Below are 16,699 nucleotides of genomic sequence, written 5' to 3'. Positions count from 1 at the left end.
GTCGGTACGCACGAGACCCCGGGCGGATCCGCCCGGGGTCTCTCTGCGCAGTGCTGCTGTTGTGTCTGGTTCAGGGGCTGGTTGCGGCTGGTGTCACGCCCATTCGATGCCGAGTTCGGTGAGGGCGTGGCGTTGTTCGGGGGTGAGGCGGTCGCGGCGGCTCTTGGTGTTGCTGAGAAACACCCCGAGTTTCACGACGTGCTCCTGGCCGTCGATGTCGACGGGTTCTTCGTGCTTCCTCGGGACCGGCCGGTCGCCCTCCCGCTCCACCCACTGGGCGAGCGCGGTGACTCCCCGCCGGAACGGTGCCGGCAGCCCACCCGCACCCTTTACCGCGCGCGCCTTCACCAGCACGGGTTCCGGCTCGTGGGGTGTCACACCGAGCCTGTCGAGCCGTGACTGCTGTTCACCGCTGAGCTGCGCCCAGGTCTGTGCCCGGCGTTGCTGTTCGAGCCACTTGCCCAGGTCGTCTCCGTTGAAGAGGACTCCGGGTTGGATGTCGGGGAGGGTTTTGCCGGTCTCGGTGTCGGTGAGGTCGGCGAGGATCCGGTAGTGCCGTTGCCAGTCCAGCGGCCACGCACAGTTCCAGTCCTCATCGATGGCGGCCAGCTGCTCGGCCCGATCCCCGGCGCGCTTCTGGTCTTTGCCCAGGCCGTCTGTGCGGCGCAGGTTCGCGATCAGCTGCCCGATCGCCACCAGGCCCTCGGCTGCGCTCTCACCCCACACCGCGTCCTGGCGGGGCGCCAGATGCCCATGGGCCCTGTGGAAGGAGCGCAGCGCGGCGAGCTTCGTCTCCCACGCCTCGTTTCCCGGCTCCCACACCATCCCCTCCCGGTCGAGGAGGGTTTTGCGATGGGCGTCGAGCTCACCGGTCCGCTGGGCCCTCCGTTGCTGGTGGATCCAGCGGCCGAGGGGAAACCGCACTACGCCGAGTTCGGTTTCGGTGTCGTAGGGCACCGCGAACAGCCCCGTGATGCCGTGGTGCTCGCGCCAGCGTCGTAGTGCTTGGTAGCCGTCGAGCCAGACCAGGGATTCGGGCCGGTAGACCCGGGTCCGCAGGAACGCCGCGATGGTCGCGGGATCCCGCGGGGTCGAGAAGTGCAGCAACGCCGACTCCACCACCGCCTGCGTACCGCCCTCCTCGACCTCGCCCTCACCGCCTTCGCCGTCGGTGCCGGCGTGGATGATCCGTCCGTCCGCGTCCCGTTGAACGTGCACTGGCCGCTCTCTGCTGCTCTGTGTCAGGGCGCGGGAGGCGAGTTGCTCGACCAGGCGCTCATCATGGGACCGAAGTCCTTGGAGGAGGGCGACCAGGGGTGCGTACGAGGCGGAGGCGATCATGTCCTCGGGGTCCTCACCGGACTCGAGGAACACCGGCACGATGATCCGGGCGACCTTCGTGGCCCCGTCGGGGTTGGGGCGCAGCGCACGGCCGATGTTCTGGACGATCTCGACCTGCGATCCCCGGGTGTCGGCGAAGCAGACGGCTTCGACACCGCGCTCGCCGACGATGTCGACGCCTTCGCCGAGGATGCGTACGGAGGCGAGGAACGCCCGGTGCACCCGCCGGTCCTCCGCGTTGATGCCGTTGGCGAACTGGCGCAGAACCTCACGCCGCTCGGACACGAGGTGGTCGCCGCACAACCACTGCGCCCAGACCCGGTCGGGTGGGACATGCCGGTAGGGCTCGAGGACGTAGAGCTCCGCCTCGATCGAGGACGCCGGCAGTGCGGCCGCGGCCTTCAGGAACCGGTCGGAGGCTTCGGTGGCGTAGAGCTCGGCGGCGGTCTCGGGGAGCTTCTCCGCGAACGCACGGGCCTCCTCGACACGCTGGTGGAAGGTCAGGACGGTCCGCAGGTTGTGCGCAGCCGCGTGCTCCAGGAGCGCCGTCTGCAGCAGGGCCAGGCGCCGGCCGCGCAACGCTTCCTCGGACATGCCCAGGCCCGGCTCGGGGTCACGGATCTCGATGACGTCGATCTCGAACCCGGCAAGGATCCCGCGCTCGATGCTCTCGGAAAGCCCGAGCTCATGAACCCACTCGCCGTACGTACCGGCAGGGTCGGACACCATGGAGGCGATGTCCAGCTCCGCCCCGTCCTTGCCCTTCTGCGGCCGCGGCGAGGCCAAGATCCGCGGCGTCGCCGTGAGATACAGCCGGAACGCCGCAGGATCCGCTGGTTGTCGTGGATCGCCGCCCACGGCCGGCCGAGATCCCCGGCCGTCCCATGCGCCTCATCCACGACCGCAAGGTCAAACCCATCCATGGTCTGCCCGTACAGACGCTCACCACCCGCCAGAGCAGCCTCCAGAGGCCCCCGCACCCTCTGCTCACCCACAGGCGCACCCACGTCCTCCCGGTCCACGAGAGAGGCATACGTCGCGAACACCACCACCGGCCCACGACCCGCCCACAGAGCCAACTGGATCGGGTTGGTAGTCGTGTTCACCCCGAGCTGCTCCAGGACGTCGTCCTTCTCGAGGGAGCACACCGCGACCATGGGCGCGCTGTGGCCGACCCTGCGCCAGACGAGGGCGGTCTGCACGAGGAGGTCCAGGGTGGGGACCATCACGAGGATCCGACCGTCCCGGAAGTTGTCCAGGGCGGCCCAGGCAGCGGTGATCGTCTTGCCGGACCCGGTCGCCGACACGACAGTGGCACGCGCACCACCCTCCGGCACGGGCATCCGTGCAGGGAATCCCACCCAATTCCGGATACGCACATTCGCATCCACCTGGTGTTCCCGAAGCTGAATCAAAGGCATTCCCTGAACATCCTCTCTAGGACTGGTGCGGTGTGAAAGAGGGAACGGAGAGGGTGCCGTCCGGGCCGAGCACGACATGGTGTGCGAGCTGGGCGAGGACCCGCTCCGGGGTGAGTCCTCGGCCACCGCACGAAGCCGGCGCCCAGCACCGGCGTTCAGCCACAGTTCCGTGCGGAGTTCGTCCCCCGCATCGCGCCGCCGGGCCAACTCGGCCGCCTGGCCGGCGAGAGCGGCGGCCCGCCGCTCCTCACGCTCACGGGCCCAAGCACTCCCGACACCATCCTGCTCAGGATCATACGAAGCCGCTCCAGCAGCGGCGATCCAGTCCCGGACCCGCCGCCACTCCACATGCCGCGCCCTGCACACCTCGGCCACGTGCTGCGGATCCTCACGCACCAGCACCCCGGACGACTGCACACCCCAGCCCGTCAACGCCCCGGCGGTCTCACGCTCCCGCGCTGCGGCCTCGGTCGCCTTCCCCAACACCTCAGCCGCACCCAGACCCGCTCCCTGACGGCGTGTGAATGGGCGCGTCGGTGGCATCAGGTGGGCGCCAGCAATGATGGCCACGGCTGTCCCTGCTCACGCAGCCCAGCCGTCGTGATCATGGCTGTCACAAGGTGACCAAGCTGCTGCCGTTGGTGCCAGTCCCGAAGACGGCGGGCTGGCATGGAGGCGCCCGTTCACAGCCCACTGTCTGGGCAAGCCCGCCGCCGACCCTAGTCCAGGAGGTGTATGGCGGGCTGCGGAGTTGCTTCCACGGTTGCTTGAACCCTTGGCTCCATGGAGGCCCGCGGTTGTACCGGGGGTGTGACCGGAAGGCGCTGCTGGTTCAGCTGAACGCGGTTTGCCAGGCCGTGGACGGGCTCGCGAAGGCGGTCGAGCGGACCTTCCGGAGCCACCCCGGCGCACCGGTGATGCTCAGTTTCCCCGGCATCGGTCCCGGAGTCGGCGCACGCCTCCTGGCCGAGATCGGCGACGACCGCAAACGCTTCGCTACCGCCGGTGGACTCAAGGCATACGCGGGAGCGGCGCCGATCACCCGAGCCTCCGGCAAGCGCAAATACGTCGGACGGCGCTTCGTGAAGAACAACGGGCTCAACCACGCCGGCTACCTGTGGGCCTTCGCCACCCTCACCCACTCCAAGGGCGCCAACGCCCACGACGCGAGACAGGGGACTGGCACGCCCAGGCCCTGCGGCACCTGTTCAACCGGATGCTCGGCCAGCTCCACCGCTGCCTCCTGGCACGCGTCCCATTCGATGAAGCAATCGCCTTCCCCTCAGAGCCCCGGGCAGCAGCGACAGCTACTGCGTGAATAGGACGGTCCTGTCTCTCCGCTCCCGCCCGACGGGCGGCAGGATGTGCGGATGGCGAGGAGCGAGATAGTACTGCTGGCCCTGCTGCGCGAGCTTGATGACCCGGAGCGGCTGGAACGGCCGCTGCACTACGACCGCCCGGCGGTCGGCCTCAAGTTCGACAGGCTGGTGCGTCGGCTCGAAGCAGACTTTGGTGCCTCGTGCGAGTCCGAGCGGGACACCCAGGACTCCAGCGAGTACGGGCGCGTCCACGTGCCTGCGGACGCGACGATCTACGGTATGCGGATCGTGGTCTGCGTGAGCAAGTTCGGCTCCCTCGCCGAAGTCTGCGCCGACAATCCGGGAGCCTTCCTCGGCACGGACGAGGCCCACGAGGAGGGGGCATTGGACCTCGGCGACCTCGCCACCGTGGAGCGGGCGCTGGCCGACCTCGGCTACGTGAGTGTCCCCGAGGAACTGTTGGAGAGCGACTATGAGGGCCCCAGCGGGCTGGAGCACTTTGTGGCACGGCCCACCTGGTGGACACGGTTCTTCGGCCTCTGGTGACCCACCCGCCTGGTCTCCCCCTCAGCCAGCCTCTGCGCGCCGGCTGAGGCCCGAGGACGGACCCTCGGCAAGATCAGAATGGGACGGCCTAACAACCCACGGCTTGACGGCTTACTGCATGAGGTGTCTTCCCCGAAGGGGAAGAGTCCTCCTTCTCCTTACCCTCTCCTCGGGCGGCGGCCGGTCCCTGGTGGGGCTGGCTATCTGCCTTGCCGACTCGGTCTACGCGGGCTGGGGCGGCTGGCTCGGCCCGCTCACTCCGCGGACTCTATGTGCTCGGTCGTTCCTGGCTTTCTGCTCCTGTCGCTGAAGCAGACGGTGTTACAGGTAGGCCGGTCGGGGGGTGAGGTCGGGGAGGGGGCGGGTGTGGTGGAGGGAGACGAATGCGGCCACTGCTTGGGGGTCGAATTCGCTGGAGCGTCCGCGCTTGGCGATGGGGGCAGGCCGTGCGGGGGTTCTCGGCGACGGAGCGGGGGATGAGCCGGGAGCGGGCGGCGATCTCGGGGTTAGACGACGCCGGTCCGGCCAGGGGCGGCGTGTATGGCGGCAAGAGCCTTGTCGAGCGTGGCCGCGAGGTTCTCGTGGCCGGTGAACCAGCCATCTGGATTTCCCCGGATCTACTGCATGCCCGGATGGTCCAGTCGGGTTCACCGCAAGGAAGTTTCGTGCCGTTGCGGTCCTGGACGTTTGCGCAACCACGTGAATTGCGGCAGACCCGGCAAATGATCACGCTATGAGTGGCGAAGTCCCTGCTGACCTGCAACGAAAGGGCCAGCGTGACGCGCGACACTCTTGACCGGCGCACGCAATCAACACATGATCCTCACAGCTTCTTGTAATGAGCACCTAAAATGGGGTGAGTAGGGCATGTTTACACAAAGGCGCCAGTACGGCTGGCGTCAGGCGGTGCGGGGCTGGGCAGTAGCCGCCATGTTGGTTGGCGGGGCTGTTCCGGTCGTGGGCGTCGGGGCGACCCCGGCACTCGCCGATGATGGGACGCCCTCGGTCGCGGCTGGTAGGACTCCGGAGTCGAAGGCGAGCGCACTTGCGGCGGAGACCGGTGAGCGTGTGGCCGTGGATGCCGCGAACACTGATTCGTCCCAGGTTTTCGCGAACCCGGACGGTACGTTCACGCAGGAGATGAACGCGGCTCCGGTCCGTGCTCGCGAGGACGACGGCACGTGGGCCCCCATCGACACCACCCTCGTGCGTGAGGCCGACGGCTCAGTGCAGGCAAGGAACGTAACGGCCCCTCTCACCTTCTCGGGAGGCGGCAGCGGAGACGGTCTGGTCAGGCTGGAGGACAGGGGGCACGAACTGGCGCTCGGCTGGCCCACTGCACTTCCCGAGCCGCAGCTCGACGGTGACACCGCTACCTACGCTGGAGTGCTTCCAGACGTCGACCTGCAACTGACCTCACTGAGCTCCGGCTATACCTCAGTCCTTGTGGTCAAGACAGCGGAGGCTGCCAAGAACCCCGCGCTCGCGACCATCCGGATGACTGTCTCCGGAGACGGTCTGGACATCGTCCCGACAGCTGACGGCGGCTTCGTGGCTCGCGATGCAGATGGCTCACCTGTCTTCGAGAGTCCGGCGGGACGGATGTGGGACTCGGCTGGTGACACCGCCGCCGCAGCAGCAGGCACATCCACCTCGCAGCTCGACCGCACCACCTATACGGCAGATGCGCAGGCCGACAGTGTGCCGGAGGAGGCGGGATCGGAACCGCTGCTCGACGCGGGGGGTGAGCCGGCCCCTGCCGAAGGCCCCAGCAGTGGTGACGCGGTGGCCGCGCTCCCGCTCAAACTCACTGGGACCACTCTGGAGATCACGCCCGATCCGGCGCTTCTCCACGGCGAGGACACGGTCTTTCCGCTCTTTATCGACCCGCCGATCAAGCCGGTGACGTTGGGCGACTGGACTGCGCTTTCCTCGGACGGTGACAAGTTCTGGGAGTTCGAAGGAGACAAGGGAGTTGGACGCTGCTCCAACTACGGTGGCTACCTCTGCTCCAGCAGCCCTTACACCCAGCGCATGTACTTCGAGTACCCGCTGTCGTCGATCCACGGGAAGAAGATCCTGGACGCCACGATGGAGGTGTATCAGGCGTGGACGTTCACCTGCGATCCGCACTGGTACGACCTGAACCGTGTGGACAAGGGCATCTCCTCCAGTACCACCTGGTCGTCCCGCCCCACCGCGGTGGACCTGATGGGCGACCGCATTGTGGCCTACGGGCGAGGATCCCTGTGCAGCCCGTCGCAGCCGGCGGACTGGGTGCGCTTCAGCGACAACGTGGGCGACGAGACGAACGAGAACCTGACGACTACTCTCGCCTCCTACGCCGCGAACAAGACTTCGCAGATCACCTTCTCGCTGACAGCCCACGATGAGTCCGATGCCGGCGCCTGGGCGCGATTCCGCAACAACGCAAAATTGTCCGTCACCTACGTTTCCTACCCGGACAAGCCGACCTCCTACGGAATTCAGCAAGGCACCACCGGGCGGGCGTGCAACGCCTCCACATCGCCCTTCGCCACGAGCGACACCACGCCGAAGATGCTGGCCACGGTCCAGTCGGCAGACGGGGCCAACGCGCAGCTGCGCGCCTCGTTCGAGGTGTGGAAGGCTGACGGATCCAGCCGTGCCTGGTACGCGGCCTCGCCGAGTAGTGACTGGGTTGCCGACAACGCTCCCCGTGACGCGACCTCCAGCACGCTGCCAGCGCAGACGGACTACCGAATGCGGGTCAAGACACAGGCGTACTACAAGACGGACCGCGGAGCCACGGGTGTTCTGGATTCCGCATGGTCGTCCTGGTGCTACTTCCGGGCCGATACCGATTCTCCTCCACCCCCTGTGGTAACCAGCGCAGACGGCGTGTACAAGTCGGCCGAGACCGATCCAGCCGCAGGCGGGGTGGGCACACCGGGCAAGTTCACCTTCACCCCCGCGGACACCAACTCCACCACGGCCGGCATCCAGTCGGATGTCGTCAGCTACAAGTGGAAACTGAACAGCGGCGCGCTCTCTGCCCCAATCAACGTCCCCAAGGGAACAGCGACCACTCAGACGATTGCACCGAACCAGGCCGGCGAGAACACGATTCAGGTCTGGGGCTACGACGCAGCCGCACACAGCTCGCTCACCGGCTACTACAGCTTCCTCGTGAAGGGTGCCGAGAGACCCTCAGGGATCTGGCACCTGGACAACGCCCTCACCGACACCACCACCGCCACCCAGCACCCGCTGACCTCCTCCGCAGCCACCTGGGACAATCGGGCGCGCAGCGGCGTTGGCGCGGCGAAGCTCAATGGCACGAGCGCTTTCCTCTCCACCTCCGGCGCAGTGCTGGACACCACCAAGTCCTTCACCGTTTCGGCTTGGGCACGTCTGGACAAAAAGGACGTCAACTACACGGTCCTGTCCCAAGCCGGCACGAACGCCTCCGGACTCCAGCTGTACTACTCCAGCACGTACAACACCTGGATCTTCAACCGCCATCAGACGGACGTGGCCGATCCCGCTATCACTCGCTCGCTCGGCGTCCAGCCAGCGGTACTGAACGTCTGGACCCATCTGACAGGCGTGTACGACGCCGCAGCGCAGACCATCCAGCTCTATGTCAACGGCAAGCCGCAGGGCAACCCGGTGTCGTTCACCGCGCCCTGGAAGGCAGCAGGCGGCCTACAGGTTGGTCGGCGATGGTCCACCTCGTACGGTGCGATTGCCGGTAAGGAGAACTTCGCCGGAACCATCGACGAGGTGAAGGTCTGGTCCCGCGCACTGGCGGACACCGAGGTCACTCACGATGCCTGGCTGGAAGACGAAGACCTCAGCGACGGCACTGCGGGCGACCCAATCCCGGCCCTTGTCGCCAAGTGGGACGCCGCGGACATGACCAACGCGACCGGCACCACGGTGAAGGACACCAGCGGCTTCGCCCGGAACCTGACACTCAACGGGGCAGCCCTGACTCAGGTCACCACCGGCGACCCGGATATCGGCGAAGAGGTCACCACGACGCAGACCATGACCCTGAACGGAACCAGCGCATACGCCACCGCCACCGGCCCGGTCGTCGATGACTCCGGTTCGTTCACCGCGACCGCCTGGGTGACGCTGGACCCGGCCAAGCTCGCCGACACCACCAAGTCGTACGCGGTGCAGGTGTTCGGTCAGTCGGGAACGAGCCAGTCCTCCTGGGGAGTCTGGTACGAACAACCGGCCGGCAGCACCCAGGGACGGTGGACTTTCGGCCGTCCCGACAAGGACGGCACCGGGGCGGTATGGACCAAGAGTGAGTCCACCGCGCTCACCACCACCACGCTGGGTGTTCCGGTCATGCTGAGCGTCGTCTATGACGCGCAGGCTGCCGCCGACCCCGACGACACCTCCAAGCTCGGCGGGCTCAAGCTCTACGTCGACAGCGCCCTGATGGGCGACGAGGATGGCGTGCCGTACTCGGCACCCTGGCAGGGCAGCGGAGCATTTGAGATCGGCCGGGCGAAGACCAACGGCGCTGCCGCGCGCTACTTCCCCGGAACGATTGACAGCGTCCGTGTCTGGGCCGGAGCCACTTCCACCGACACCATCGCCAACCGGCGCAACACCGAACAGCAGTAATTGCGGGCGGGACAGGACGGGCCTTCTTGCCCGCCCTGTCCCGTTCTCCCCGAAACGCACTGCGCGTTCCACCCGGACGCGCCGTCGAGATCCGGTGCTCTGGCGTAGACGCTGCCCGAGCACCTCCTGCCCATTTCCGAGAACCGGGAAATCACGTGTCTTCATCGCCCTCCCGCACACGCTTGCCAGGGACGGTCATACGCCGCTGGCTCGCCCGTGGTGCGCTCGCCCTTTCCCTGTCGCTCCTGCCACAAGTCGTGGTTCCCTCCGGCTACGACTTCGCCGCCCAGGCCGAATCTTCGCCAGCTCATAAGCGCCTGGAGGACCGACCCAATGCCAAGATCGACAAGGTGGGCGTGCTCAAGGCCGGCACGTCCAAGGCCCCCAAGGACAAGGCCGCTGCCGCCTCCCGAGAGACCCCTGATCGGCTGAAGAAGGCCGTCTGGCCGAAGGCTGGGAAGGTCACCGCTGAGGTCGGTGCTGCCAGTGGGTCTGCTGTCACCGTCGGCGGACTCGCCGTAAAGCTGGCGCAGGAACCGGCCGCCCCCGCATCCGAACAGGCGAAGAGTAGAACTCAGACCAAGGCCACCGGCCCGGCCGAAGAAGTGGCGCTAAGTGTCCTTCCTCAGACGGAGGCAAAGAAGGCAGGCGTCAACGGTGTGCTGCTCACCGTCGACCCGGCTGGCGCAGCGTCCAAGGACTCGGCCGGTGACAGCGACAAGCTCCGGGTCTCCCTGGACTACTCCTCGTTCAACGACGTCTACGGCGGCAACTTCGGCCCCCGCCTGCGCCTGGTGGCACTCCCTGCATGTGCGCTGACCACCCCGGAGAAGGCGTCCTGCCGGACCCAGACCCCGGTGACAGGCTCAGACAACAACACCAAGTCCCAGACCCTGACGGGCACGGTCTCCGCTCGCGCACTCGCTGATGGTGCCCCGATGTTGCTCGCCGCAGCCGCCGACAGCTCCGGCGGCGGTGGCGACTACGCCTCCACCCCGTTGTCCCCGACCGCGACCTGGGAGGCCGGCGGCAGCACAGGCGATTTCACCTGGAACTACCCGCTGCGAGTTCCCCCGGCCACAGCAGGCCCGTCCCCGAACCTGTCCATCTCCTACAACTCCGCATCCGTGGACGGCCGCACAGCCGGGGAGAACAACCAGACCTCAGTGATCGGCGAAGGCTTCTCGATCACCGAGTCCTACATCGAGCGCAAGTACGCGTCCTGCAAGGACGACGGCCAGGCCGGCAAGGGTGACCTGTGCTGGAAGTACGCAAACGCGACACTGGTCCTCAACGGCAAGGCCGTCGAACTGGTCAACCCCTGCGCCGACAAGGCGGCCTGCGACACCGCGGCCCTGTCGCAGGCATCCGGCGGCTCGTGGAAGGTAAAGAACGAGGACGGCTCCCGAATCGAGCACCTGACCGGCGCCACCGGCAACGGTGACGACAACACCGAGTACTGGAAGGTCACAGACGCATCCGGCATCCAGTACTTCTTCGGCAAGCACCAGATGCCCGGCTGGAGCAACAAGGGCACCACCGACACCACCGACGACGACCCCGTCACCAACTCCGTATGGACCGTGCCGGTCTTCGGTGACGACTCCGGAGAGCCCTGCTACAAGTCCACAGGCTTCGCTGACTCCTCCTGCTCACAGGCGTGGCGCTGGAACCTGGACTACGTCGTGGACACCCACGACAACGCCTCCACCTACTGGTACACCAAGGAAGCGAACTACTACTCCAAGAACGCCGACACCACCGTCAACGGCACCGCCTACACCCGTGGCGGCCACCTCGACCGCATCGACTACGGCCAGCGCAGCGACCTCATCTACACCAAGCCCGCTTCCCAGCAGGTCCGCTTCACCTACGCCGAGCGCTGCGTCACCACGGACGGCTGCACCAGCCTCACCACGGACACCAAGGCCAACTGGCCCGACGTGCCCTTCGACATGATCTGTGCGGCCAGCACCAAGTGCAGCACCCAGATCGGCCCGTCCTTCTTCACCCGCAAGCGGCTCACCGACATCACCACCTCGGTGTGGACCGGCACCGGCACCACCCGCCGCGACGTAGACACCTGGCACCTCGACCAGAACTTCCCTGACACCGGCGACGCCTCCTCAGCGAGCCTGTGGCTGAAGTCCATCAAGAACACCGGCAAGGCCAATACCACGGCGGCTGACATGCCACCGGTCGTGTTCGGCGGCATGCAACTGTCCAACCATGTCGAGGGCAGCGGCCCGGACACCCTGCGCTACATCAAGTGGCGCGTACGCACCATCAGGTCGGAGACCGGCTCCACAATCACCGTCAACTACACCGACCCCGACTGCATCTGGGGCACCAGCATGCCCACGGCGGTCGACAAGAACACCCGCCGCTGCTTCCCGGTCAAGTGGTCCCAGTCCGGCGCGACCCCGGTCACCGACTGGTTCCACAAGTACGTGGTTTCCTCCGTCTTCCAGGACGACCCCTACGGCCACGGCGACACTGTCGAGAAGTACTACGACTACCAGGGCGGCGCAGGCTGGGCCTACTCAGACGACGAGGGCCTGACCAAGACCTCCAACCGCACCTGGTCGCAGTGGCGCGGCTACGGCAAGGTCCTGGAGACCTCCGGCGACACCGACGAGGGCCCGCGCAGCAAGAAACTGACGCTCTACATGCGCGGTCTGAACGGCGAGAAGGAACTCGACGGCACCGCCCGGGTAGAGAAGGTCACCGACTCCACCAGCACGGCGATCGACGACGCCCGCCAGTACGCCGGCTTCGTCCGCGAAACCATCGCCTACAACGGCACCGAAGAAATCAGCGGCACGATCAACAACCCCTGGTCCCACAAGACCGGCAGTCACACCTATAGCTGGGGCACCACCACGTCCTGGATCGTCCAGGCAGACGAGGCCGTCACCCGCTCCAAGACCTCTACCGGCACCCGCACGGTCAAGCAGAAGACCACGTACGACACCACGTACGGCATGCCCATCACCGTGGAGGACACAGGCGACATCGCCACCACGGGCGACGAATCCTGCGTGCGGACCACCTACGCCCGCAACACCTCCGCCTGGTTGGTGAACAAGGTCTCGCGCACCGAGACCTACTCAGTTGGCTGCACGCTCACCCCGGTCATTCCCACCGACGCCGTTTCCGACATCACTATGGCCTACGACGGCCAGGCGGTCGGGGCAGCACCTACCAAGGGCGACATCACTGCCTCCTACCGAATTGCGAGCTACGGCGAACTCGACAAGAAGCCCGTCTACCAGCAGGTCTCGAGTTCCACGTACGACAAGCTGGGCCGACCGTCCACCGCAACAAACGCCCTCAACCGCACGGTCGCAACCACCTACGTCCCCGACGACACCGGCTACGGCCCGCTGACGTCGAAGACCACCACCGACCCCAAGCTGTTCACCTCCACCACCATGGTGGATCCCGCCTGGGGAACGGCAACCAAGACCACTGACGCCAACGGCAACATCACCGAGTGGTCCTTCGACGCGCTCGGCCGCCTCCTGTCCGTCTGGAAGCCTGACCGCTCCCACACGCTCGGAGACGCCGCCAGCATCGTCTACGCCTACAGCGTCAACAACAATAAAGAGACCTGGGTCCGCACGGACGCCCTCAAGGCCGACGGAAAGACCTACAACAGCGCCTACGAGATCCTCGACAGCCTGCTGCGCTCCCGACAGAAACAGGTCCCCGCCCCGAACGGCGGCCGGGTGATCTCCGAAACCCTCTACGACGATCGCGGCCTGCCCTACATCTCCAACAGCCAGATCCACGACAACAACGCCCCCTCGGGCACCCTGGCCAACACCTTCCCCGGCTCCACCCCCGCCTCCACCGAGACGGTCTTCGACTCCGCAGGACGCGCCACCGAATCAATCTTCCGGGTCTACGACCAGGAGAAGTGGCGCACCAAGACCGACCAGCAGAGCGACCGCACCACCACCACAGCCGCCGCAGGCGGCACCGGCACCCTGAGCATCACCGACGCCCGAGGCCGCCTCACCGAACGCCGCGAATACGGCGGCCCTGTCCCGACCGGCAACGACTACACCCGGACTCTGTACGAGTACACACCCGGCGGCCAGCTCAAGAAGATGACCGGACCGGACGGCGCGGTCTGGACGAACGGATACGACCTGCGCGGTCGCAAGATCACGTCCACCGACCCCGACCAAGGCACCGTCACCACCACGTACAACGACGGCGACCAGCCGCTGACGGTCACCACCACCCGCAACGGTGTCTCCCGCACCCTGATCACCGACTACGACGAACTCGCCCGCAAGACCGGCACCTGGGATGGGGTGAAGGACAACGCCCACCAGCTGACCAAGTTCACCTACGACTCCCTGGCCAAGGGACAACCGACCGCCGCAATCCGCTACGTCGGCGGCACCACCGGCAAGATCTACTCCCAGGTCGCCACTGGCTACGACGCCCTCGGCCGCCCCAAGGGCACCAAGACCGTCATCGCCGCCAGCGACTCCATGGTCGTCGGCGGCGCGCAGACGTTCATCAGTTCCGTCGTCTACAACATCGACGGCACCGTCCAGTCGACCTCACTGCCCGCGATAGCCGACCTCCCCGCCGAGACCGTGGTCAACAGCTACAACACCCTCGGCATGCTCACCGGCACCGACGGCATGAACGACTACGTCCAGAACATCGGCTACTCGCCGTACGGCGAGATCGAGGAGACCCGTCTGGGAACCTCCACCGGCGCCAAGCAGCTCCAGATCCTCAACCGCTACGAGGACGGCACCCGTCGCCTGGCAAACACCCACACTGTCGACCAGACCAACACCGGCTACACGAGCGACGCCGACTACGTCTACGACGCCTCTGGCAACGTCAAGTCAATCGCCGACAACGCCAACGGCAAAGACACCCAGTGCTTCGCCTACGACGGCTACCGCCGTCTGGCAGAAGCCTGGACCCCGTCCTCCAATGACTGCGTCACTACCCGTTCGGCAACTGGTCTCGGCGGGCCGGCCCCGTACTGGACCAGCTGGAGCTACAAGCCCGGCGGCCTGCGTGACACCCAGACTGAGCACAAGACCACCGGCGACACCAAGACCGGCTACGGCTACCCCGCCGTCAATGCCTCCGGCACCGGGCAGCCCCACACCCTGACCTCCGTCACCGTCAACAGCGGCCCCGCCAAACCGCTCACTTACGACGAACAAGGCAGCACCACTAAGCGCTACAGCCCCACCGGCATCGCCCAGAACCTCAGTTGGGACATCGAGGGAGAACTTGCCCAACTCACCGAAGGCGCCAAGACCACCGACTACCTCTACGACGCCAACGGCGAACTCCTGATCCGTCGCGGAACCGCCAAGACCGTCCTCTACCTGGGCGGCCAGGAACTCCACTACGACACGGCCGCAAAGAAGTTCACCGCCCAGCGCTACTACCCGGCAGGTGACACCACCGCCGTACGCACCGAGACCGGCCTGTCCTGGATGGTCGACGACCACCACGGCACCGCCTCAATGACGGTGGACGCCACCACCCAGGCCATCACCCGCCGTTACACCAAACCCTTCGGCGAGAGCCGCGGAACGGCACCGTCGACCTGGCCCGACGACAAGGGATTCCTTGGCAATCCCGCCGACGCCGACACCGGACTCACCCACATCGGCGCCCGCGAATACGACCCGGCCAGCGGACGCTTCCTCTCCGTCGACCCCGTCCTCGCCCCCAGCGACCACGAGTCCCTCAACGGCTACGCATACGCCAACAACACCCCCGTCACCATGTCCGACCCCACCGGGCTCCGCCCCGACGGGGCGTGCGGAGGCGCATCGAGTTCCTGCAACGGCGGCACCGAGACCTGGACCAAGACCAAGGACGGTTGGGACTGGTCGTATACGAAGACCTATACCAAAACCTTCCAGTACAGGAAAGAAGACGGCACCGCCGGCAGCGGCACCATGAGCCAGACGGTTCACCAGACCGCTGGTAGGACCACTACGAAGATCGTGTTCAAGAAGGGACCTGACCCTAAGCCGAAGAAGGATGACGGCTATTGCAATGCCTGCTGGGCCATGGGAACTAATCCCCACTACGACCCAACCGCCAACGACCTACCAGACGTTGGCAAACTGGCCACCTGGCAAAAGGTCGTGCTCGGTGCCATCACGGTCGTGGCCACAGCTGTGGTGCTAGCTCCGGTGGCCGTCGCTGTGGGGGAAGGATGCCTCATTGCTGCCCCGGTGTGCGCCGCGGAGATCACTGAGGCGTTGACTGGTGGCGCATCTGGCGGAAGCGCGATCGTCGGCGGCGGAGCCTTGTCAGCCGCAGGGGCTGCTGCCCTCAAGACGGATTTGGCTACAGCTGAGCTTGCCAACGGCGCGGTCACTAGCCTCAGAACTACTGGAAAACTCCCTGACTACTATGTAACAAAGAGTGAGGCGATGGCGCAGGGTTGGAAAAGAGGAAAAGCTCTGGGGAATAGAATCCCTGGCGCTCAGCTTGGGGGAGACGTGTTCGAAAACACGGGCGAGGTTAAACTTCCGTCTGCGAGTGGACGGACGTGGTATGAAGCTGATATTGGAATTGATTCCAGCATGACGCGACCCAAGCAACCCGGCACTCGTCTCCTCTATTCGAATGACGGGCTTGCCTACGTCTCAAGCGATCACTATGATTCCTTCTATCAAATACCGAATTGGAAGTGATGGTAATGGTTATTGAGATCGACGGAATGAAGATCAAAACAATGGGGGATTTTCATGCCGCAATGGCCGGCGTGCTTGACCTAGGACCCTACTATCGCCCGAATATGGCTGCCCTTTGGGATATCCTGTCGACTGACATTGAGAGGCCAGTTCGATTCATCTGGCGTAACTCGAATCAAAGTCGAGCCGCTATGGGAAAGGAAGTCTTCGACCAAGTCCGTGATCTATTGATTCGGGTTCAGGAGCAGGATGAAGAGTTTGGAGAGGAGGAAGGATTTACCGTCCGCTTCGAATAGATGGCCGACTCCGGATGGCCTGAAGCTTGAAATTTGCGGACTCCCTCGTGATTGATGTGCCGCCCTCTGGAAACCCTGAGGGCGGCATCCGCCCTGACTGGGGCTACGGCCGGGTCGAACCCGTCTCGAGGCAGCTGCTCCCGGCAGGGTCCGGGGTAGCCGGTCTCGACTTCCAGGACATGCCGCTCCGAGGCCAGGGCCTTGTCCCGGACCGCGGTGTCGCCCCCGTCCAATGGACCGCGGACCGGCACTCTCCGCTGTCCGGGCAGTGAGTGGTCCAGGACTGTGAAGTCCTGCGCGGCGAGCACGTGAGTGAGCAGGAATACCTGCACGCCCGTGCCTTCCTCGGCGACCAGCCGGCAGCGGGGCCCGTCCAGACGGGCCAGGACGTGGATCTGGCCGTCGAACCGGATTCGGTCCCCGACTTCGACGACGCCCCACGGCCT

General features: G+C 66.0%; 5 protein-coding genes and 2 pseudogenes. 6 read left to right on the top strand and 1 reads right to left on the bottom strand.

The annotated features are described in order from the left end of the window. Positions 1–93 precede the first annotated feature (93 nt). Positions 94–2,762: pseudogene (locus OG782_RS00145) on the bottom strand (Helicase associated domain protein). 821 nt (positions 2,763–3,583) lie between these two features. On the opposite strand from OG782_RS00145, the pseudogene OG782_RS00140 reads away from it, so the two are divergent. The 6 genes and pseudogenes from OG782_RS00140 to OG782_RS00115 form a co-directional block, all read left to right on the top strand. After that, positions 3,584–4,080: pseudogene (locus OG782_RS00140) on the top strand (transposase); the annotation flags it as partial. A 52-nt stretch (positions 4,081–4,132) separates the two neighbouring features. Beyond that, complete coding sequence (locus tag OG782_RS00135; RefSeq protein WP_406447109.1) at positions 4,133–4,627, top strand: hypothetical protein; 495 nt, start codon at positions 4,133–4,135, stop codon at positions 4,625–4,627. Positions 4,628–5,103: 476 nt separating this feature from the next. Further along, positions 5,104–5,364 (top strand): hypothetical protein, encoded by a 261-nt coding sequence (locus tag OG782_RS00130; protein WP_406447107.1) that lies wholly within the window; start codon positions 5,104–5,106, stop codon positions 5,362–5,364. A gap of 331 nt (positions 5,365–5,695) precedes the next feature. Continuing rightward, a complete protein-coding gene (locus OG782_RS00125) occupies positions 5,696–9,253 on the top strand; it encodes a LamG-like jellyroll fold domain-containing protein (RefSeq protein ID WP_406447105.1) in 3,558 nt (1,185 codons plus the stop codon). A 197-nt stretch (positions 9,254–9,450) separates the two neighbouring features. After that, entirely contained in the window at positions 9,451–15,957 is a 6,507-nt protein-coding gene (locus tag OG782_RS00120) for an RHS repeat-associated core domain-containing protein (RefSeq protein WP_406458757.1), read from the top strand. Further along, complete coding sequence (locus OG782_RS00115) at positions 15,957–16,253, top strand: barstar family protein (RefSeq protein WP_406458755.1); 297 nt, start codon at positions 15,957–15,959, stop codon at positions 16,251–16,253. Before OG782_RS00120 ends, OG782_RS00115 begins: the two co-directional genes overlap by 1 nt. The last annotated feature ends 446 nt before the right edge of the window (positions 16,254–16,699 follow it).

It is taken from the genome of Streptomyces sp. NBC_00876, from assembly GCF_045207435.1.
In the GTDB taxonomy this organism is placed as follows: Bacteria; Actinomycetota; Actinomycetes; order Streptomycetales; family Streptomycetaceae; genus Streptomyces.
This window is presented reverse-complemented; position numbering and strand designations above follow the sequence as displayed.